16 protein-coding genes and 4 tRNA genes are annotated in these 22,737 nt (G+C 36.9%); 15 read left to right on the top strand and 5 right to left on the bottom strand.

Annotated features, from left to right (window positions below):
* Positions 1-6: 6 nt before the first annotated feature.
* The gene (nrdA, locus tag JEP71_RS03700) at positions 7-2,298 is read right to left on the bottom strand and encodes a class 1a ribonucleoside-diphosphate reductase subunit alpha (protein ID WP_198619780.1); all 2,292 of its coding nucleotides are present in this window, start codon (positions 2,296-2,298) and stop codon (positions 7-9) included.
* 348 nt (positions 2,299-2,646) lie between these two features.
* Positions 2,647-3,384, bottom strand: a complete 738-nt coding sequence (ubiG, locus tag JEP71_RS03695; protein WP_198625785.1) for a bifunctional 2-polyprenyl-6-hydroxyphenol methylase/3-demethylubiquinol 3-O-methyltransferase UbiG — start codon at positions 3,382-3,384, stop codon at positions 2,647-2,649.
* Positions 3,385-3,556: 172 nt separating this feature from the next.
* Between ubiG and gyrA the strand changes: the two genes are divergently transcribed.
* Entirely contained in the window at positions 3,557-6,184 is a 2,628-nt protein-coding gene (gyrA, locus tag JEP71_RS03690) for a DNA topoisomerase (ATP-hydrolyzing) subunit A (protein WP_198619782.1), read from the top strand.
* A 193-nt stretch (positions 6,185-6,377) separates the two neighbouring features.
* On the top strand, positions 6,378-9,212 hold the full coding sequence (gene rcsC, locus JEP71_RS03685; protein WP_198625784.1) for a two-component system sensor histidine kinase RcsC: 2,835 nt from the start codon (positions 6,378-6,380) through the stop codon (positions 9,210-9,212).
* Between the two features lie 389 nt (positions 9,213-9,601).
* On the opposite strand, the gene rcsB is transcribed toward rcsC, so the two are convergent.
* Both rcsB and rcsD read right to left on the bottom strand, forming a co-directional pair.
* The gene (gene rcsB / locus JEP71_RS03680) at positions 9,602-10,258 is read right to left on the bottom strand and encodes a response regulator transcription factor RcsB (RefSeq protein WP_006533269.1); all 657 of its coding nucleotides are present in this window, start codon (positions 10,256-10,258) and stop codon (positions 9,602-9,604) included.
* 2 nt (positions 10,259-10,260) lie between these two features.
* Positions 10,261-12,969, bottom strand: coding sequence for a phosphotransferase RcsD (gene rcsD / locus JEP71_RS03675; protein ID WP_198619784.1), 2,709 nt, complete (start codon positions 12,967-12,969; stop codon positions 10,261-10,263).
* A 202-nt stretch (positions 12,970-13,171) separates the two neighbouring features.
* On the opposite strand from rcsD, the gene JEP71_RS03670 reads away from it, so the two are divergent.
* The 4 genes from JEP71_RS03670 to JEP71_RS03655 all read left to right on the top strand — a co-directional run bounded on the left by JEP71_RS03670 (position 13,172) and on the right by JEP71_RS03655 (position 13,801).
* Positions 13,172-13,259 (top strand) — tRNA-Ser (locus tag JEP71_RS03670).
* Between the two features lie 6 nt (positions 13,260-13,265).
* A tRNA-Thr gene (locus tag JEP71_RS03665) sits at positions 13,266-13,341 on the top strand.
* Between the two features lie 290 nt (positions 13,342-13,631).
* Positions 13,632-13,719, top strand: a tRNA-Ser gene (locus tag JEP71_RS03660).
* Positions 13,720-13,725: 6 nt separating this feature from the next.
* Positions 13,726-13,801, top strand: a tRNA-Thr gene (locus JEP71_RS03655).
* Between the two features lie 122 nt (positions 13,802-13,923).
* Here JEP71_RS03655 and JEP71_RS17695 read toward each other — a convergent pair.
* The gene (locus tag JEP71_RS17695; protein WP_198625783.1) at positions 13,924-14,661 is read right to left on the bottom strand and encodes a LexA family transcriptional regulator; all 738 of its coding nucleotides are present in this window, start codon (positions 14,659-14,661) and stop codon (positions 13,924-13,926) included.
* Between the two features lie 238 nt (positions 14,662-14,899).
* Here JEP71_RS17695 and JEP71_RS03645 point away from each other — a divergent pair, with 238 nt between their 5' ends.
* From JEP71_RS03645 to JEP71_RS03605, 9 genes are all read left to right on the top strand, one after another.
* Complete coding sequence (locus tag JEP71_RS03645; protein ID WP_198625782.1) at positions 14,900-15,715, top strand: antitermination protein Q; 816 nt, start codon at positions 14,900-14,902, stop codon at positions 15,713-15,715.
* A gap of 362 nt (positions 15,716-16,077) precedes the next feature.
* Positions 16,078-16,386: a phage holin, lambda family gene (locus JEP71_RS03640; protein ID WP_088495157.1), complete on the top strand. Its 309-nt coding sequence runs from the start codon at positions 16,078-16,080 to the stop codon at positions 16,384-16,386.
* Positions 16,379-16,783, top strand: a complete 405-nt coding sequence (locus JEP71_RS03635) for a structural protein (protein WP_198619786.1) — start codon at positions 16,379-16,381, stop codon at positions 16,781-16,783. Before JEP71_RS03640 ends, JEP71_RS03635 begins: the two co-directional genes overlap by 8 nt.
* A complete protein-coding gene (locus JEP71_RS03630) occupies positions 16,780-17,229 on the top strand; it encodes a lysis protein (protein WP_198619787.1) in 450 nt (149 codons plus the stop codon). Before JEP71_RS03635 ends, JEP71_RS03630 begins: the two co-directional genes overlap by 4 nt.
* A gap of 128 nt (positions 17,230-17,357) precedes the next feature.
* Positions 17,358-17,870, top strand: a complete 513-nt coding sequence (locus JEP71_RS03625) for a phage gateway protein (protein WP_198625781.1) — start codon at positions 17,358-17,360, stop codon at positions 17,868-17,870.
* A gap of 8 nt (positions 17,871-17,878) precedes the next feature.
* The gene (locus JEP71_RS03620) at positions 17,879-19,366 is read left to right on the top strand and encodes a DUF3383 domain-containing protein (protein ID WP_198619789.1); all 1,488 of its coding nucleotides are present in this window, start codon (positions 17,879-17,881) and stop codon (positions 19,364-19,366) included.
* A 10-nt stretch (positions 19,367-19,376) separates the two neighbouring features.
* Positions 19,377-19,829, top strand: a complete 453-nt coding sequence (locus JEP71_RS03615; RefSeq protein WP_109373851.1) for a phage tail fiber protein — start codon at positions 19,377-19,379, stop codon at positions 19,827-19,829.
* Between the two features lie 63 nt (positions 19,830-19,892).
* On the top strand, positions 19,893-20,351 hold the full coding sequence (locus JEP71_RS03610; protein ID WP_198619790.1) for a hypothetical protein: 459 nt from the start codon (positions 19,893-19,895) through the stop codon (positions 20,349-20,351).
* 82 nt (positions 20,352-20,433) lie between these two features.
* Positions 20,434-22,737, top strand: a complete 2,304-nt coding sequence (locus JEP71_RS03605) for a hypothetical protein (RefSeq protein ID WP_198625780.1) — start codon at positions 20,434-20,436, stop codon at positions 22,735-22,737.

Below are 22,737 nucleotides of genomic sequence, written 5' to 3'. Positions count from 1 at the left end.
CCTCAATTAAATTTTACACGCGCCGCCTTCACAATCTGAATCTTCCGTCTCAACGACTTCTTCCAGATCACCCTGTACATCGTCTGCACCGTCACGGGTATTGTGATAATAAAGTGTTTTCACACCATATTTGTAAGCGAGCAGCAAATCTTTCAGCAGTTGGTTCATTGGAACCTTACCGCTAGGGAAACGAGTAGGATCGTAGTTAGTGTTTGCAGAAATCGCTTGGTCAACGAATTTTTGCATAATACCGACTAACTGCAAGTAACCTTCAATACTTGGCATTTGCCACAGTAATTCATAAGCGCCTTTCAAACGCTCATACTCAGGAACCACTTGACGTAAAATACCGTCTTTAGAGGCTTTAATACTGATATAACCACGCGGTGGCTCGATACCATTTGTCGCATTCGAAATCTGTGAAGAGGTTTCTGATGGCATCAGCGCGGATAGTGTTGAGTTACGTAAACCGTACTCTTTAATGTCTTTGCGTAAGCCTTCCCAATCGTAATGCAGTGGTTCATTGGTCAGTACATCTAATGATTTTTTATAGGTATCAATAGGTAAAATACCTTCAGCGTAAGTGGTTTCATTAAACCATGGGCATGCGCCTTGTTCTTTCGCTAATTCATTAGATGCTTTTAATAAATAGTATTGAATAGCTTCAAATGCACGATGGGTTAAGTTATTTGCACTACCATCAGAGTAGCGGACACCGTGTTTTGCTAAATAATAAGCAAAGTTAATAACACCAATACCTAAAGTACGACGACCCATTGCCCCTTTTTGAGCAGCCAAGATTGGATAGTCTTGATAATCTAACAAGGCGTCAAGTGAACGAACGGCTAAACGAGCAAGTTCTTCTAAATCATCAAGATTTTCAATTGCACCTAAGTTAAATGCAGATAACGTACACAGTGCAATTTCACCATTAGGATCTTTAATATCATTTAATGGTTTAGTTGGCAGTGCAATTTCTAAGCATAAGTTTGATTGGCGAATTGGTGCAACAGCCGGATCAAATGGGCTATGTGTATTACAATGGTCAACGTTCTGAATGTAAATGCGGCCAGTTGAGGCACGTTCTTGCATCATTAATGAGAATAACTCAACCGCTTTAACTTGTTTTTGGCGGATACTTTTGTCTTTCTCATATTGTACATATAAGCGTTCAAATTCGTCTTGGTCTGCAAAGAATGCATCGTATAAACCAGGAACATCAGAAGGGCTGAATAAAGTAATATCCTGACCTTTGATTAAACGCTCATACATTAATTTGTTTAATTGCACGCCATAATCTAAATGACGAACACGGTTATCTTCAACACCACGGTTATTTTTCAGTACCAGCAGGCTTTCAACTTCTAAATGCCATAATGGGTAGAATAAGGTTGCCGCACCACCACGAACACCACCTTGCGAGCAAGATTTCACCGCAGTTTGGAAGTGTTTATAGAAAGGGATACAGCCTGTGTGGAATGCTTCACCATTACGAATAGCGCTACCTAATGCACGAATACGACCTGCATTGATACCAATACCCGCACGTTGAGAAACGTATTTCACAATAGCACTTGATGTCGCATTGATAGAATCAAGGCTGTCGTCGCACTCAATTAAAACGCAAGAGCTAAATTGACGAGTTGGTGTTCTTACACCCGCCATGATTGGCGTTGGTAATGAAATTTTAAAGGTTGAAATCGCATTATAGAAGCGTTCGATATAGTCCATACGAGTTGCTTGTGGATAACGAGAAAACAAGCAAGCAGCGACTAGAACGTATAAAAATTGCGCACTTTCGTAAATTTCACCTGTAATACGGTTTTGAACGAAGTATTTGCCTTCTAATTGTTTAACCGCAGCGTAGGAGAAATTCATATCACGTTGATGAACAATAAAGTTATTCATCTGTTCGAACTCTTCTTGCGTGTAATCTTCGAGAAGATGGCGATCGTATTTGCCTAAATCGACTAATTTTTTAACGTGATCATACAGTGCTGGTGGCTCAAATTGGCCATACGCTTTTTTACGTAGATTAAATACGGCAAGACGGGCAGCGAGATACTGATAATCAGGCGTTTCAGCAGAGATTAAGTCTGCAGCAGCTTTTACCAGTGTTTCATGGATATCAGCAGTTTTGATACCATCATAAAACTGAATCTGAGAACGTAATTCAACTTGAGATACAGAGACATTTTCTAGACCTTCAGCGGCCCAGGCGATAACACGGTGAATTTTGTCTAAGTCAATGCGTTCTTTATGACCATCACGTTTTGTGACTAGCAGGCTGTGATTCATGAGCGATGCACCTTTCTTGCATTAGTGTTACCTGAAATTTTATACCGCAAAAAAACGCTCCCGATGACAATTTGTGTCAAGGAGTCTTGTGGTGTGAAATTTAAGGAAACACAATATATAGGGGTTGGTTCAAATGGTGATAACAAGATAAAGGTAATTGAGAGATTGATCAAGTGTACAAATCTGATTGTTTCTGTGGATAAATAGGGGATAAATTTTTTAATAACTGCCTGTACCCTGCATAAATACAGGCAGTAAGAAACACAAATTCAAGTGACAACGATGTAAAGTCAATTTTAAAAAATGTGATCGTTTGATGTTTTATTAAACCAAATCAAACTTTCAGTTTCATGAATTCGAGTTATGTGTCGATTGTGTGTGCACCATATAATTCACATCGACATTTGGCGCTAATCGGAATTTGTCAGTGATTGGGTTATAATGTAAACCAATCATATTTTTGCTACGTAAATCGGTTTCATCGACCCAACTAAGCAATTCTGATGGGCGAATAAACTTATTAGCATCATGTGTGCCTTTAGGTACCATATTCAGAATATACTCCGCACCTACGACCAGCATTAGCCACGCTTTTTTATTACGATTGATGGTTGAGAAGAAAACATTTCCACCAGGTTTTACCAGTTTTGCACAGGCTCTTACCACAGAAGATGGATCAGGAACGTGCTCTAACATCTCCATACAGGTAACGATGTCGTAAGTTTGTGGGTTGTCATTCGCGTGGTTTTCAACGGTATCTTGAATGTAAGTGACAGGTATACCCGATTCCAGTGAGTGTAAACGTGCAACTTGTAATGGCTCTGTACCCATATCAAGTCCAGTTACTTCAGCTCCAGCACATGCCATACTTTCAGACAAAATACCGCCACCACAACCGACATCTAGGACTTTTTTTCCAAATAGGCCGTCTGCGCGTTCTTGAATATAGTTGAGTCTTAGTGGGTTGATGCGGTGTAATGGCTTAAATTCACCTTCAAGATCCCACCACCGTGATGCGACGCTTTCAAACTTGTCGATTTCATGCTGATCCACGTTAGCATGTAAAGAGGTTGTTTTATCATTCATCAGAAAGTATTACTCCTATTTTCATATTGCCATGATTCTACCAACGTTAGACGGTGAAATCGAAGAGAATAGCGAAAGGATCATTAATTTAGTTGTTTCCTTTTTCCAAAAATTGGCGATTTGTGGTATAGTTCTAAACCTTTGAATCCGTAGTATGAGGGACAGTGGCTCCATGAGCGACATTGCCAGAGAAATCACACCAGTTAATATCGAAGAAGAGCTGAAAAGCTCATATTTGGATTATGCGATGTCTGTTATTGTAGGACGCGCATTACCCGATGTTCGAGACGGACTGAAGCCAGTACACCGCCGAGTGCTTTTCGCGATGAATGTACTAGGAAACGATTGGAATAAACCTTATAAAAAATCAGCCCGTGTTGTTGGGGATGTTATCGGTAAATATCACCCGCACGGTGACAGTGCTGTTTATGAAACGATTGTTCGTTTAGCACAGCCTTTTTCTATGCGTTACATGTTGGTTGACGGGCAGGGTAACTTCGGGTCAGTTGATGGTGACTCGGCGGCTGCGATGCGTTATACCGAAGTTCGTATGGCGAAAATCGCCCATGAACTGCTGGCGGATTTGGAAAAAGAAACGGTTGATTTTGTTCCTAACTATGATGGAACAGAACATATTCCGGCTGTAATGCCAACCCGTATTCCAAACTTGTTAGTCAATGGTTCTTCAGGGATTGCGGTAGGGATGGCAACAAACATTCCTCCACATAACCTAGGCGAAGTTATCGACGGCTGTCTTGCTTACGTTGATAACGAAGACATCACGATTGAAGAGTTGATGGAACATATTACGGGGCCTGATTTCCCGACTGCCGCTATTATTAATGGTCGCAGAGGAATTTTAGATGCTTACCGTACTGGTCGCGGAAAAATTTATATCCGTGCTCAGGCTGATATCGAAACTGATGAGAAGACAGGTCGCGAAACTATTATCGTGACAGAAATTCCTTATCAGGTGAATAAAGCTCGCTTAATTGAAAAAATTGCAGAGCTTGTTAAAGATAAGCGTATTGAAGGTATTAGCGGCTTACGTGATGAGTCTGATAAAGACGGTATGCGTATTGTCGTTGAAATCAAACGTGATGCTGTGGGTGAAGTGGTATTAAATCACTTATTCTCACAAACACAAATGCAGGTTTCTTTTGGTATTAATATGGTTGCGCTTCACCAAGGCCAGCCAAAATTATTAAATTTAAAAGAAATTATCTCTGCCTTTATTCGTCATCGTCGTGAAGTTGTTACTCGTCGTACTATTTTCGAATTACGTAAAGCACGCGACCGCGCCCATATCTTAGAAGCACTGGCTGTTGCCTTGGCGAACATTGACCCAGTTATTGAAATGATCCGTCAAGCACCAAATCCAGCAGAAGCAAAAGCGGCGTTAATTGCACAACCTTGGGATTTAGGTAGCGTTTCTACCATGTTAGAGCGTGCTGGTGACAGCAATGTTGCTCGTCCTGAATGGTTAGAGCCACAATATGGTGTGCATGACGGTAAGTACTATCTAACAGAGCAACAAGCTCAGGCTATTTTGGATCTGCGTTTGCAGAAACTGACCGGCCTTGAACATGAAAAACTGTTAGATGAATATCGTGAGTTATTGCTCCAAATTGCTGAGCTATTACATATCTTAAGAAGCCCAGAGCGTCTGATGGAAGTCATTCGTGAAGAGCTAAATGCGATTAAAGATCAATATAACGATCCTCGTCGTACTGAAATCACTGAAAATACAGCAGATATTAATATCGAAGACTTGATCAATGAAGAAAATGTTGTTGTGACACTTTCTCATCAAGGTTACGTTAAATATCAGCCACTTACCGATTACGAAGCACAGCGTCGTGGCGGTAAAGGTAAATCAGCAGCAAGAATTAAAGAAGAAGATTTTATAGATCGTCTGTTGGTAGCTAACACCCATGACACCATTCTGTGCTTCTCAAGCCGTGGTCGTCTCTACTGGATGAAAGTTTACCAATTACCAGAAGCAAGTCGCGGTGCTCGTGGTCGCCCAATTATCAACTTATTACCTCTTGAGCAAAATGAACGTATTACGGCTATTTTGCCAGTGAGAGAGTATGAAGAAGGTAAGTTTGTCTTTATGGCAACAGCAAGCGGCACGGTGAAGAAAACACCTCTGCAAGATTTCAGCCGTCCTCGTAGTGCAGGTATTATTGCCGTCAACTTAAATGAAGGTGATGAGTTAATCGGTGTTGATTTAACCGACAGCACTAACGAAGTTATGTTGTTCTCTGCGGATGGTAAAGTGGTTCGCTTTGCAGAAGATTGTGTTCGCCCAATGGGACGTACTGCGACAGGTGTTCGTGGTATGAAACTGAGCGATGACGATAAAGTGGTTTCACTTATCATCCCTCGTGGTGAAGGTGATATCTTAACCGTAACTGAAAATGGTTATGGTAAACGTACTGCTCAAAGCGAATACCCAACGAAGAATCGTGCAACACAAGGCGTTATCTCTATTAAAGTCAGTGAGCGTAACGGTAAAGTTGTTGGTGCAATTCAAGTTGAAGAAACTGACCAGATTATGATGATCACGAATGCGGGTACATTAGTTCGTACACGAGTTTCTGAAGTCAGCATTGTTGGACGTAATACACAAGGTGTTACCTTAATTCGTACAACCGAAGGTGAGTTGGTCGTTGGCTTGCAACGTGTTGAAGATGAAGATGATGCATTAGATGACGATGAAGTTAATGAAGTTATTAACGAAGAGTCATCAGAAGCACCTGATTCAGATTTAGCGGATGATGCAGACGAAGAATAATATTTATCATTATTGTGATGTATAAATAAAAGAAAGCAGGCATAATTGCCTGCTTTTTTTATATGGTAGGATCAGTTCATCATCAGAAAAAATTATCTTGATGATAAAGATCATATCATTCAGACATACAGTAACTTCTGCTAGAATAGAATAAGTTTCTTATGCGGTAGGCATTATTGATTAGGGTGGTTGTTTGAGATATCTCTCGTCCTTTAAAACATCGTTAAAAATTTCCCGCTACCTTTTTCGTGTATTAGGTATCATGTTGTGGGCGATGGGTGCATTGTTAACCATGTTTTACCTCATCAATATTTTCAATGATACAAAGTCAGATATTCGGCAAGAGTATAGTAATAACTACACCAATCTCCTTGGCTTCTTTAGGCAAACTTCTGGCACCATCCGTGATTTACAATACCTCGCAGAACGACATCAAGAACAGATCAATTTAAATCCGAGCATGAAAAATTCATTATTTTATGAAGGACCTTTTTCACTTCATAAACTTAATGACACTGCGGATTGTGAATTGTTTAAAGGACAAACAAATAGCTATTTTCGCTCATTTAACAGCATCTTATATTATTGGAAAGATAATACACCCGCCCTGCAAGGAATAAACCAAGTCTTTATGGTTGGCTCCCATAGCATGTGTATGATTAACTTCCCTTTGCGCGCATCCCCTGTTGATACTGAAATGTTGAAAAAGATGGTTTACGAAAATACACGTAACTACATCAATCAACGCGCACAAGGTAAAGAGGTTAACCAATATTGGATAGTGCCAGATGCAAAAGGAGATAGCGGCATTTTATATGTTATGTCGCCAGTTTATGCCTCAGGTAAATTTATTGGCTTGATCGGTATTGAAAGGGCAATTCGCCTTGAATATTTTTCTCCCGCCAAAGACAGAGTGATTTCAATTCACCTTCTTAATAGTAGAAATACCACTGTTTTAAGCTATCCAGCAGAAAATAACTATCATGCCGTTAAACAAGTTCCTGATGTTAGTGCCCCTTATTTTGGTTTTGATGAAGACTTTAGTGACTTAGTTGCTAAGCGTAAATTATTGCCTTCATCTTTTAGTGTGGTGTATTCATTACCACTCAAACAAATTTTAAATGAATTTAAATTTACGATTTTTAATGCGCTGATCTTAAATATTATTTCAGCCATTATGATTTTTATCTTCGTATGGATCTTTGAGCGAAAAATATTCTCCCCAGCTGAAAACAATGCCTCTCGACTGGAAGAACACGAGCAGTTTAACCATAAGATTGTAGCATCAGCGCCAGTTGGGATTAGTATTCTTAGAATACGTGATGGCATGATCATTTTAAGTAACGAACTCGCTCATAACTATTTTCGTTTACTTAGCCATAGCGATAAACAAAATATCCTCTCTATTATTGCTGAGAAAAGTAGCAATATGGTCGATGTAGTGACCAACAATCGTAATCATCTGCAAATTAGCTTTGTTAATTCACGTTATCAAAATGAAGATGTGGCCATCTGTGTTTTAGTGGATATTAGCGCACGGGTTAAAATGGAGCGCTCATTACAAAACATGGCGACAGCTGCGGAGCAAGCTAACCAAGCTAAATCGATGTTCTTGGCAACTGTCAGCCATGAATTACGAACGCCACTTTATGGCATTATTGGTAATTTAGAGTTATTACAATCTCTTACACAAAGCGATGATGCTGCTCGATTATTAAAAACGATGGATAACTCCTCATCGTTATTACTAAAAATTATTAGTGATATCCTCGATTTCTCGAAAATTGAATCTAAACAGTTAAAAATTGATATTAAGCCATTTAATTGTCGCCAAGTGCTCTCTTTTGTTATCTCTAACTATTTACCTTTGATTGCGAAAAAAGACTTAGCTATTTACTGTTTTATCGAACCTGATGTACCTAAAATTGTAAATAGTGATCCAGTTCGTGTGCAACAAGTTATCTCTAATTTATTGAATAACAGTATTAAATTCACTACGACAGGGTGTATTACCTTGCATCTTTATAAAGATGATTATTATCTCTATTTCGATATTCACGATACAGGGCGAGGGATCAGCGACAAAGCATTGCATGAGCTTTTTGAACCATTCTTCCAAGTGTCTCAAAATACAGAAAGTGCATCAGAAGGGACAGGATTAGGTTTAGCTATTTGTGAAAAACTAATTAACTTAATGGATGGGGATATCAGCGTTGTTTCCCAAGAAAATATTGGTAGCCGCTTTACAGTTCGTATACCTCTTTATGGTGCTTTAGAAGGCGTTGAGCCTTCTTCTAAACAGAATATTTATAAAGAAAGTAATGTTCGCTGTTTTATTGATATTAAAAATCTCTATTTAGAAGGCTTTATTGGTCGATACCTTCGTTATTTTGGCTTGAGTTGCGAATTACTTACTGAAGAAGTGGTGTTATCTTCAACCGATTTTATTATCACAGATTACGATATACCAAGAAAAGATAACTGCCAATTTATTAGGATCAACGAGCATTATTTTGAGCCGTCGAAGAAAACAGCTGGAAACGTATGGGTCTGCAGTACTTATAAATTAAACGAGTTAACAAAAATAATCCTGCAATTGCCACAAAATAAAGTGGAAGCAAATTGTGTGGATATGGTGGAGCAAGATACTGATTGTAGCTTACAAACCTTAACGATTCTTATTGTCGATGATCACCCAATAAACCGCTTATTGTTGACTGATCAACTGAAAAAAATCGGTTTTAATACAGTAACAGCAGAAGATGGCTGTGACGCATTAACGTATTTAGCTAAAAATCATGTTGATATCGTTCTGACGGATGTCAATATGCCAAACATGAATGGTTATCAGCTGGCAACACATATAAGAGAAATAGGCAGTAATATGCCTGTGATTGGTGTGACGGCGAATGCGATTGCAGAAGAGAAACAACGCTGTATTGATGCAGGAATGAATGATTGTGTATCTAAACCTGTTTCGCTTTCTATTTTAAGAGAAGTGTTGGTGAAGTATATACCTAAAGAATAATTCTAGATCGTGAACAATAAAACGAGTAAAAAAACCAAGGCTAATTTATTAGCCTTGGTTTTTTTTAAGTCAAAATAAGGTAAAAATGACGTAATTACAAAGTATTTTGATAGATAAAATGAAACAAAGTACAGCCATAATAAGACAAGCCGATTAAAAGGAGAGTGAGGGAGTCTCTGTAACAGCCTATAAGCGAAAAAACTAGTAAAGGTATGATATAAGCCATGCAGCTTATAAGGTGCTTCTGAACAGGAAATATTTGCAAGAAAAGAGAAAGGCAAACCCAAAGAGAATGAGAGATAAAGAGTAAAAATTAAAAAGCAGAGAAGCTCCCACAAAGGGATGAGCTTCCTGATTTTATCGGTGCGACTAAGGTAACTACGGTGAAATTAATCTGGGCCGTTAATTTCCTTATCAATAGTCACTGATGACAAGTAATTAAGTAATGCGATATCGTTATCGACACCTAATTTCATCATGGCTGATTTTTTCTGACTACTAATCGTTTTAATACTACGATTAAGTTTTTTCGCGATTTCAGTCACAAGAAAGCCTTCAGCAAATAATCTCAGCACTTCACTTTCTTTTGGTGATAAACGTTTATCGCCATAACCATTTGCATTTACTTTTTCAAGTAGCTTCGCAACGCTTTCAGGCATAAATTTCTTGCCTTTTTGTAGTGCAGCCAATGCTTTTGGTAGATCAGTCGGAGCACCTTGCTTAAGCACAATACCTTCAATTTCAAGATCAAGAACTGCGCTCAAAATAGCTGGGTTGTTATTCATTGTGAGTACAATAATCGACAAATTAGGATAATGTCTTTTAATGTACTTAATGAGTGTAATACCATCACCATACTTATCGCCAGGCATAGACAAGTCAGTAATTAAAGCATCCACATTTAACTTAGGTAAGTTATTGATAAGTGAAGTCGAATCTTCAAATTCACCTACAACATTGACCCATTCAATTTGTTCTAAAGATTTACGAATACCGAATAAAACGATTGGGTGATCATCGGCAATAATAATATTAAGGTTATTCATGTTTAATTGTTACCTTGCTGCAGCAACTGTTGAATCCATTTATCCAGTTGAGTGATACGTTCTTTGATCTCTAATTCATTATGATTTTTTATGTCATGCTCTAAATATTCACAGCTTTCTCTGAGATATTCTAAATCTAACATGGCAAAAACCCCTTTTAGACGGTGAGCTGTCTGGGCTAGAGAATAAAAGTCTTTATTTGTTGCTTCTAAGTGTAGTTTTTCAACATCAATAGGAACAGTACTGATAAATAGTTCCTTATAATCACTACCATTCAACTTCTTCCTATAATTATTAAGAATTACTTCGTATTTATCAAGGTTATTATTTTCATCCCAAATACTCTCTTCAGTTGTATCTAGGGAAAATGACTCATTTTCTTCAATTAAATAAGTAATAGCCTCTATTAACGGATCACCGAAGTTATAGTTACACTTTATTAAATCTTTTGATATTTTTTCAAATCCAACAATAGAACTCATTAATAATATTGTTGGAGATTCAGGGTTATCATTCGGCGTATCCTTAAGTATGATATCGTATTCAGGATAAAGATTCTCTCTATTTTTATCAAAGTATGTGGCGCCATATTTATCAAGCTGTTGACAGATAATTTTTTCTATTTCAGGATTTTTTATAGCGAGTTTTGCGTTTACTCCCTCTAATAATACGTTAAATGTTCGTTCTTCAGTATCTATATGCTGGTATGGGAGTGCAATTTGGAAATGAGAACCAATACTTTCTTGGCTCTTAATCGTTAATTCTCCTTGTATTTTGTTGCATAGCAAATGGCATAAATAAAAAATGATACCTGAATTAGAATAATATTTGTCTCCCATTGCTTGTCCTAAGAATGGGTATTTTATATTAGCAATATCTTGAGGGGTAAGCCCGCTTCCACTGTCAATAATATCTATAAGTATTTCTTCTTTATCTTTATTTTTAACTAAATTCAGATTAACGGTTATCTTTCCATAATTAGTCGTGCTAATGGCATAATTAATCAATGATAAAATAATCTTACTTAAAGCGGGACCATCGTTAATTAAAAGTAATCCAGGTCTTATATTATTGTGGAAATAAAGTGTTAGGCCTTTTCTTATCATAAAAGGTGATGCTGTTATCAGAATAGATTCAACTAATGTTGATAGTTCAAATTCATCCTTATGAATTTTCCATTCTTGGTTTTCTAACTTATTAATTAATGTAATGTTTTCTATCCATTCAGAAATGTAATTTGTTTTCTCTAATAATAAGCTAAGCAATTGTTGATGAGTGTCTTCGGGTAATAATTCTTTAAATTGATAAACCATCTCATTTATATCTTTGATAGGACGCATTAATTCTAATGACATATTAGATAAGATCTTGCGTCGTGCGATGGTATTTTTCTCATATTCTTGCTGTGCAAGTTGTAATTTTTTATTGATTAGCGCTTCGTTATCTTTATTCAGAAATATGAATAATGAGGTATTGTCAATATTGTTATTATTACTTGTTCTTATTTCATAAATTTCGTTGTTGATAGCCGTTTGAATTAAGCCATTGTGCTCAACTGCCATTTGGCGGATCTTAGATAAATCGATATGAGGCAGTAATTTTTCCGCATGACTATTACTAATAATCTTATGGTTAGAGGAAAAATTATAGACTAGTAATCCTATCGGAAGGTTTGAAATGATGTCGTTTGTCATCTCTTCTTTGATCCGTAGATTACGAGTCATAGAGATATAAGGGAAAACGTACTTGTTACGGATATAAATATGGCCAAAAACGGAGATAGAAATAAATATCAGTAGACTGATTAATAACCAAATATTTTTGTAGGCAATCTCTTTTATAATCGACTTCATAGGGTATTCATAAGAGAGTGAATATGGGATCCCAATAATCGGTTGAGAAAAAATCAGTGAAGAGCCATCGGTTGATATTTCAATGTTATTCTTGTCATAAACAGATTGCTGACCTGTCGGAAGTAATCTTAAGTAGTGTGGAGATAGCTCTGAAGGCAAGAAATTATTGATAGGCAAATCAAACGCCACTACGCTGGTTAGCTGACCCGGAACATTAAACATAATACGATAAGTATAGTAATAAATGTTTTCCGTAGACATTTTCCTAATAGGAGAAAGGCTCTCTTTTTCATCTAATGCAGTTGATTGCATCAATAACTCAGACCGTTTACTTTCAGCCGTTAATGTTAAATAGCTTTCTTTGTAACGGATCTCCGGTTTAAGCACAGAATGGGTCGTAATTAAGATAAGATCATTCCCTTTACCATTTAGATAATAAAGTGAACTGTAATCATTACGCACACCCCAAAGAATTTCGAGTGAATTTGCAAATCGTTGTGCTAACTGAAAGGTTTGCTCATTGGGTTTACCAAATATAATGGAATCTACGGTTTGGTCTCGTCCTTCAAGCCAAAATACATCAGAACGCAATTTTATTGGATTAAGTCGCAATACAGGAAACATCGAGGTATCGGTTATTTTATTTGATAACTGAAAAAGCTGATTAGAGTGATAACGGTAATCTTCAACCTGTCGAGAGAATTTGAGAGTTGTATTGTTGATAGCGTTTTTTTTGCTATCTAGCCAAGTGTCAAAATAACTGTAAGCGTATAGAAAAAGCGATATGACCATAAAAAGAAGGAATAGGGCATATAGACGAGTTAGTGTATTTGGCTTGAGTTGGTTCAATGTACGCATTCAGTTTGCGAGCCTTTAAGAGACAATGTAATTAAAAATAGAAAATTGAATAAACAATCACCATTATTCAGCCATTATATTAACAGGTTATCCTTTTAAAAGGGATATTCGGATGAACTTTGAGCAAACAAACAAAAAAATCTATTTTTTTTACAATCGGAGCTAGACAGCGGGGTCAGAGATAGGCATAATTCCGCGCTATGGAAGGATGGCCGAGTGGCTGAAGGCAGCGGTCTTGAAAACCGCCGATGGGAAACCATCCTAGAGTTCGAATCTCTATCCTTCCGCCAGAATTAGCCGGCTTAGCTCAGTTGGTAGAGCAACTGACTTGTAATCAGTAGGTCACCAGTTCGACTCCGGTAGCCGGCACCATATAAGAACCCGTTATCTCGTAAGAGGTAGCGGGTTTTTTCTTATCTATAATTCTCTTTTTCATTTTTCCTCTTATTTATTTTTATTTAGTTCCTTATGGGGTACTCCGTTTATTTCTTGATATCACTCTGCTTTTTTATCTTTAGTTATCAAAAATTAATCAATATATTAGTGAGTTAGCATTTTTTAAGCAGAAAGCGTTTGAAGATTGAGCAAACAGATAAAAAAGTCATTTTTTTTACAATCAGGACTAGACAGCGGGGTCAGAGATAGGCATAATTCCGCGCTATGGAAGGATGGCCGAGTGGCTGAAGGCAGCGGTCTTGAAAACCGCCGATGGGAAACCATCCTAGAGTTCGAATCTCTATCCTTCCGCCAGAATTAGCCGGCTTAGCTCAGTTGGTAGAGCAACTGACTTGTAATCAGTAGGTCACCAGTTCGACTCCGGTAGCCGGCACCATATAAGAACCCGTTATCTCGCAAGAGATAGCGGGTTTTTTCTTGGATCAATTTTAATATTGAAATGATATAGTAAAAAAACACCACATAAAAAGATTGTGGTGTTTTTGTGTATTATCGTGATCACCAACCCATCACAGACCAATTAAATACTCGTCCCAAAATTTTTACTTCTTCTAATGTCGAACGCTCATCTGGGTAATCAATAGTATTATAGCTACGGATGATAATGGTGTTATTGGGGAGTCGGTGTAAAATTTTAACTCTCAAAAGATCGCCTTGTTGAATAGCATAAATACCACCATCAATAATTTTTGTATGTCCTGTACTGATAGTGACAATCGAACCATCAGGAATAACTGGGGACATACTGTCACCATGAACTTTAAAAGCAACGGCATCACTAGGTTGAACACCATAGCGATTAAATGTAGAACGAGAAAATCTCAATAATTCCACCTTTTGATTATCAGTGGTACAACTTCCGAAACCTGCAGCCAATTCAATAGTAGTATAGAAGGGGATCTCAACTTCATCTCGTTCTATCGGCGTATTATTATCCCAATCATCAACAGGTGTCATTTCATTTACTGAAACACCATCGTTTCTTTTTGCTCCTCGCCCATATTCTAACCATTCTGCTCGAACATCGAGCCATCGACTTAATGCTAAGATATTTGTTGGATCAGGAATTGACTCATTGTTCAGCCATTTCCATACAGCTGGAGCACTGACTTTTATGCCTTGCTCAGCGAGTGCATCTGTAATTCTTTTACCTAATCCACGTCCTGCAATCCCTGAATCTAAGCAAGCTTCTTGAAGCCTTTTTGTGAACTCCGTTTTATTATCATTTTTAACCACTGGTTAATTTCCTTTGCTGCTTGACGTCACTTTGGTTAAAATATAGCATTAACTATTAGTTAATAAAAGTGCGAAAAGTACAAAAAAGTAACTAAATAAACCAATGCAAGAGTGGTAAGTAAAAATCACGTTGAGATAACGCCGTAAAATGCGGGTGATTTAGATGCATAAATGCCATGCCTTGTCGTGGTACATGGATGACCAATGAGTAGTGATAGGAAATCAAAAGGAGCATTAAATGAGACTAGCAGACTTACCTAAATATTTTTCACCAAAAAGCATTGTATTAAGTGATGTAAGAACAGTGAAGGCAGTAGATTCACTGTCAGTGACTGATGTGATGACATCAATTAGTTTAGCAACTCGAAAAGGGCGAATGGGCATAGAGTTATTTTTAGCTAAACATAGTATTAATCATCCCAGTGAAGCAATAGAAAGCCTTTATCAATATGCACTAACCCAAGCTTATCAATATAAAGTCATTGATAAACTTAATGAAGATGTGAAAGCTAATGTTTTACACATTATTGCTAATTATGCTTTCCAAGATTACGCAAGAAGTGCCGCAAGTAAGAAAGCGTGTCCTGATTGCAGTAATGGATTTATTGAAGTTGACGTTTTTACTACCAAAAGCTACACCTCAAAATCTGTTAAAGAGCTTGAGCGAAATTTTAAAAATGAGCTTAAAGTTAAACCCCAAAATAAAACTTCTTACCGTGAAGTAAGAGAAACAACTCGAGTGGTTTGCCCTACATGTAAGGGGAAAGCTGAAATTCGTTTAGCATGTCGTTGTCATGGACGTGGTCAAGTTTTAGATAAAAAAGAGAGTGAAAAGCAGGGTATGTCTGTTTTCAAACCTTGTAATCAATGTTCAGGACGCGGGTATCCTCGTTTAAAATTCAGCGAAGTATTAGAGAAAGTACAAATGGTGGTGAGTGTTTCTAAAACTGCTGCGTACAGTAACTACAAGCCGTTATTTGAACATTTAGTTGAAGAGTGCTTTAAAGAAGAGTCCTTATCAGAAAAAATTCTGCAAGAAGTGACTGCTAAGTAATAATTTTCTCTATTTATTTATTTTTGTAGAAACTAGTTATTGACTTCTAGGAAAAATAAGCATACTATAACTCCACAGTGAGAGATTTGTATCTAAAGACCTCACAACAGAATATAAAGAGCCCCACTTTTGAAGTGGGGCTTTTTTGTATCTCTATTTTCGTAACTAATATAAATTAACGATATCTGTTAAATTTTATTTTCAATAGAAGACCACCATGTGGTCTTTTTTTCTATCTGCCACTTATCTAATTAGATAAAACATAAACATACTCATGTTAAAACAGTACTTAAATTTAAGTGCTGTGGATGAGTATATTATTTATTACAGTTCCTCCTATTGGAGGTAAGCCATGAGAAACAATGAAAGAAAATCCAGATCTATGGGAACAGATATTTATTGTCCTTTCTTCAATGAAAGAACAAGGAATATCAGCCTCTCTAGCTGGAGGAATGGCTATTCTTCGAGGTTTATATAACGGCGGAGGATGGAAAAAAACCTCTATAGATGGGCTGATGTGTGCAATGTTTGCTTGGTTTATTAAAGATATTCTAATTTTATTTAATATTAATCATGAGTTTGCTTACTTAGCCAGTGTGTTTATTGGCTATGTCGGAGTAGATTCCGTGAGTAAACTCCTTAAAGGAAGAGCAGGAGTTAAAAATGGCTAAAATAGCACGAGGTGAGCGTAATAATAATCCCGGTAATATCCGGCACGGTTCGAAATGGCAAGGATTATCCATAGAGCAAACCGATAAAGATTTTTGTCAATTTATTTCACCTGAATATGGAATACGAGCTATCTACAAATTATTACAAACGTACCAAAAAAAATATGGTTTAAACACTATTAAAACAATTATCAATCGTTATGCTCCACCTAACGAAAATAATACGGCAGGCTATATTATTAGAGCATCAAAAGAAATTGGTATTGAGGAAGATAATCCAATTAATACACAATTAAAAAATGTCGCTATTCCTTTAGCAGTAGTGATTGTTAATATTGAACTTGGCTATCAACCTTATTCAGAAAAAGTTTTTGAAGATGCCTGGTTGTTATTATGAATTATTTATTAAAAATAATGGCAATAGTGATTTTATGCCTAGGTATAGGATCGATTTGGTTAATTGATAAAAATAAATCCTTGAAAAAGGAATACAATAATATTAATCAATCTCTTATTCAACAGATTGCAGAGAATAAAGATTATCAATTAAGAATAAGTCAGCTTAATCAACTTGATAATCGTCATTTACAGGAACTTGTGCATGCAAAAAAAGAAATTGATCAGTTGCGTGATATTAGTGAGCGTACTCCTGAGCGGGTGTATATCAAAGCAGAATGCCCCAAAATATCAGCCAATTCCACCACCGGCTTGGTTGATGCAAGCACCGCCAGACCTACTGACACCGCTATCCGAAATTATTGGGTACTCAGAGAACGAATTGCGCAATCAGAACAGATCATTTTAGGTTTACAAGATTATATTCGGCAAGAGTGTATTAATTAAAAATCCCTTTAATTAATTTATAATCAATAAAAATTATTTATAAAATAAAATAAAATAAAACAAAATAAAATAAAATAAAATAGATTAAATTCTTATAAAGAAAAGGAGAGTTATATTAAGGAGGTAAAATGAAAGATAATGATATTAATATTGCCATTCGTGAACAACTATTAAAACAATTTAAATCAGCAAATATTAATGTTGATGTTATTGCTGGTTATCAGCCAGATAAAAAACAAGATAATAATATTATTATGTTTTTTCCTATAAAGGAGGTTGGCCAAGGTTGGCAAAAAAGAAATTATAATATTCAAGGTAATAATGCAAATCATAAAGAAAAACAACTGTTCGAATTAACATTTCAGGTTCAAGGTTTTATTAAACAACATCCAAATTTAACAGCAGGTGATTTAATTCGAATGACTCGAATGATTATTAATTCGTTGTCTTTTGTCGAATCAATGAGAAAAGTGGGAATAGGGATACAACGTGCGAGCGAAATTAGACGAGCGCCGATAATAAATGCTGGAAATAGTTATGAGCATAATCCCTCATTTGATTTTAATGTCACTTTTTCCAGTACGTTATCTTTAGACACTGCTGCAACAAATTTAATTATTACTAATCTATATCGTATTTAAGGATAAATATGTCTATTAAACAAACGCGCTATATTGATATTGCGAGCGCAGTTATTGGTGCATCAGCCGCACCTATGCGTAAACTTACAGCTCGTATTTTCTCAACAAACCCTAAAATTCCAGCAGGGAAAGTACTTGAATTTGCTAGTGGGCAAGTGGATGAATTACTTGGTGCAGGATCACCAGAAGCGAAATTTGCTCGTCAATATTTTAGTTATGTTAGTCCCGCACCTATTAGTAAACCTAAAGAGCTACAAATTGCTTCTTTTGAACCCGTAGGTCGTGCTCCGACATTATTTGGTACGCCAGCAGCAACGCTTGATAAATTAAAGTTAATTGAAGAGGGTGCATTTACTTTGACTATCGGTGATATCTCTAAAAATATTACTGATATTTCCCTAAAAGATGTTGAGTCTTACGCTGATGTTGCTTCTCTGATCCAAGCTAAATTAAATGCTGAAAGCGAACCTCAATTTGCCAATTGTTACGTCACTTTTAATGCACTTGATGGTGCTTTTTTGATGAGTGGTGGTGTACAAGAAAAAGCGAAGATCACCATAGATCACTCACTTTTAGCCGATGCTATGGGGTTAAGTGACGGAGAGGCATCTGAGGGTAATGTGGCACAAACGGCGCTTCAAGCATTTATCGCTGCAGAAGCGATTTCTGATTCATTTGGTAGTGCGACATTCTTAACCGAGCTTTCAGTAGAGCAAAGTGTTGAGTTAGCAGAGTATATTGCGGGTGAAAATGTAAAATACCAGCTCTATTTATCAGTTCCGGATAAACAAGCCGAAATTTATAGTAAAGCATTAATCGGTACCGCATCAACGGGATTAAATTTAAAAACAGATGATGACTTTTTTGTTCAAGCTCTACCGATGGCAATTATGGCGGCAACAGATTTTGATCGCACAAACGCGACGACTAACTATATGTATCGTCAATTTGGTATCACTTTCCCATCTCAAGTTAAGACAGATATTGCGGCGGATAGATTAGATAAATTACGCGTGAACTATTACGGTGAAACAGCTGTTACTGGCACTGATATTAGCTTCTATCAACGTGGTTTTTTATGTGGAAATGCTTCTAATCCATTAGATATGAGTGTTCATACTAATGAGCAATGGCTAAAAGCCCATATCGCACAGCAATGGTTAAGCTTATTGCTTTCCACTCGTGGTATTCCAGCGAATAAAGATGGTGAAGCAAGAGCGATGATGGTTATTGCGGGTGCGGTTACGAAAGCATTAAATAATGGCACTATTCTTACGGGTAAAACGCTGGCTGAAGTACAAAAAATCGCAATTACAGATGCAGCAGGTGATGATTTAGCGTGGCACGATGTACAAAATAAAGGTTATTGGTATAACGCTGAAATCGTTGAAGAAACAGGCCCTTCTAATTTACCAGAATACATCATGAAATATGTATTAATTTACGGTAAAGGCGATTGGGTTCGTAAAGTTGAAGGCTCACACAATTTAGTTTAAGGAACAAACAATGAACGATATTTCAGCAACAGGTTTAAGTTTAATTATTCAGGCAAGTAACACATTTCCTGCAGGTATTCCTATTACCACATTTTCAGATGATGGTGATCCTTTAGATTTACCAGCAGTAGATATCACTCAAACCGCAGTAGATATTAATGGTAATTTAGTGAGTTGGTCAGCGCCTACACCTCAAACTGTGACGGTTAATGTATTAGCAGGTAGTGAAGAAGATGAAAACTTGGCTATTTTGCTTGATGCAAATACAGCAAGACGAGGACGTCGTCATGCAAGCGATATTATTACATTAGTGGCTTCTTATGGTGATGGCTCTATTACCACTGCTCGTAATGGTCGAATTACTAATGGTAGTCGTGGTAATTCAATTGCGAGTGCTGGGCGTCTCAAATCTAAACAGTACACCTTTATTTTCCAAGATTTTGATCGTGTCAGAGCACGTTAATTTTTAGCGTTATTCTTATTCATCTAATGGCGGCTTTGGCCGCCTTTTTTATGGAATTTAATTATGTTAATTAAACCAAAAGAGATCACTGTTATTGATAGTGATCGTGAAGAACATACTTTTATTATTAGCCGATTACCTGCAACGATTGGGCGAGAAATTCTTGCTAAATATCCTTTATCAAATGCACCTAAAATTGGCGATTATGAAGTTAGCAAAGAAGCCATGTTAAAAATGATGGCTTATGTGGCAGTTGAAAAAGAAGGGCAAGAGATTTATCTAAAAACCAGCACATTAATTGATAATCATGTGCCTGATGGGGAAGCTTTGATTCGTCTTGAACTCGAAATGCTGAAATACAACACCAGTTTTTTCGGCAAAGACGGGAGCCCAAATTTCCTACAATACCTGCTAGGCAAGTTCAGCGGTTCTCTCCCGTCGATTATAAAAACGCTGATGGCTTCTTTGCAGTCATCATCTCCGCGGGTTTCGCCTCCTTCACAGAACTCAAAACAACTATAGATCTAGAGGAAGCCTTTGATCTGTGGGAGATCGCGATTACTAATCGTTATAACGAGGCGCTTGCGGCGTCAAAGGAGAGATAATGTCTCTATTACAGGTATTTTCTCAGGTACTAATGTTGGAGGCTGAAGTATCTGATAGTGCATTAGCAAATATTAGAAAATCAGCAGATGAAATTCTTGTTGAAATGAAAAATATTGAACAGGGGGTTTCAGGAGGTATTACTAGTTTCTATAACTTTGTTCAAGAAATTCACCTCAATCTTGGGGAATTACCCGAAGATCATGACATAAGTATTTCATTTAATAGTGATGAAATGACAAGTGCTTCTGTAACTATTGAAAACTCAATTCAAAGCATTGTTAAAAGCGCACTAATGGGAACGCAAGAGTTTGATAAATTCTTGCAAGAAATCTTAGTGGGCATGCTGGGCTTATCACTTAATGAGCCAATAAATATTGATCTTAATATCAGTGAAACTCAAGATAAAATTAATTCAGTAACACAAAGTATTGATGACCTGAAAAGCGCTATGTCGGTGTTAGATTACCAAAGAGAATTGGTCAATAACAATGGCGCAGCGGAAGCTCATATTTTAGCAAGCCTCAATGCTGAATATGATGCAATGGAGGCGCAATTATCTTCACTTAATGGTGAGTTGAGTTCTTTAACTGAAGCTGAAAAGAAAAATAAAGAAAGTAAAATTGTCATCGATGCACTGATTAAACAATTAGGTGCTGATTACGATACTTTTATTACCATAATGCAAACGCAAGGCATTGAAGCGGCAGTTAAAGAAGCAAAGGCTCAACGTCGATTAGGTGATAGTGTTGATGAAACAGGTAAAAGCTATCAGAAAACCACAGCGAAAATGAAGGACTATATTCTTAACGCCATTGGCGCTAAGGATATTACGGGGACTTTGCAAAAGGTTTTTTCTGCTTCATTAGATCGCGCCAAAGAAATAGAGTCGCTAGATAAACTGAGTAAAAAAATAGGTATCGCAGCTATCGATATCGATGCATTTTCAGGTGTTATGGCTGAAATGGGGGGCACAAAAGAGGCCGCTCAAGCTGATTTGACGGCAATGGCCAATGCATTTAATGATACAGAAGATCCTATCGAACAACTTTTAAAGACCGCAGATAAAGTCAAAGGGATGAGCTTTGATGGTGCCCAAAAAGAGCTGGAAAAACTGGGTGTTGTCGATGAAAAAACCATTGAATTAATGATGAAGGGGCGCGAAGAATTAGAGCGCACAATGGGGGTTCAAAAACAATTTTCTGGTATTAATGATGAAAGTATCGAAAGTTCTATTCAACTTAATGCAGTAATGAATAAGTTTGATCAATTAGCAGCACAATTAAAAAATAACTTTTTAGAGATAATTATTCCCGTTCTTGCAAAAGGAATAACGTGGTTTGATAAATTAGTTAATTTTTGTATTGAGAATAAAGATTTTGTTATCGGTTTCTTTTCAGCTATTGGTAGTGCTGTTGCCATTTTTTATTTACCTGCAATGGTGTCTGCGGCAGTTGCTACACTTGCAACGGCACTCCCTATATTAGCTATTGCTGCTGTTATTGGCATCTTAGCGACGGCATTTAAACTCGTCTATGACGATATTATGAATTTTATTAATGGTAATGATTCAATGATAGGCAGTATTTTGGATCAATACCCCGCGCTTAAAGACGCAATAATGATTGTATGGGAAGCATGGCAAGTTTTTGTTCAATCTTTAACGATTGCTTCAAAGGCTATTGCTGAACATGTTATTGCTGCTTGGAATTATATATCTGACGCATTTAATCAATTTGTTATAGCGCTTAATGCAGGCATTAATAATATTATCGAGTGGGGGCAATCAATTATTAATGTTTTTGTTTTTGTCTCTGATGCTGTGGTTAGTGTATTTAGTTGGATGTGGGAATATATAGAGAAAATATTAGGTTGGGTTAATGAAGGTATTGATTCAATAAAAGGGATTTGGCAATCAGCAAAAAGCTTTTTAGGTATGGAGGATGCTGAAAACGAAATAAAAGTTGTTCAAAAAGTAGAGCGACAATTATCTGACGAAGGCAATCTCAATTACACCATTCCACAACCAAAGCCAGCAATACCCTATTATAATCCAGTACAAGATGTAAATGCGTTAAATAATGGATTAACACTGTCATCAACAAATAGTTTAAACCCGATGACCAGTCAAATGATCAGTAACCAATCAAGCGTTAAAAATGAAAGTAATGTTCAAATTGGTGAAATTAGAATTGAAACACAAGCCACTGACGGGCCTGGTGTTGCGAAAGCGATTAATGAAACATTGATAAATGAAGCTGCTAAAGAAATTTCAGAGCACTACTCTAGCGGAGGTAAGAGTTAA

This window comes from Proteus sp. PR00224 (genome assembly GCF_016238105.1).
Classification (GTDB): domain Bacteria; phylum Pseudomonadota; class Gammaproteobacteria; order Enterobacterales; family Enterobacteriaceae; genus Proteus.
Note: the sequence above shows the minus strand (reverse complement) of the source record. Positions and strands in the feature narration are given on the sequence as shown.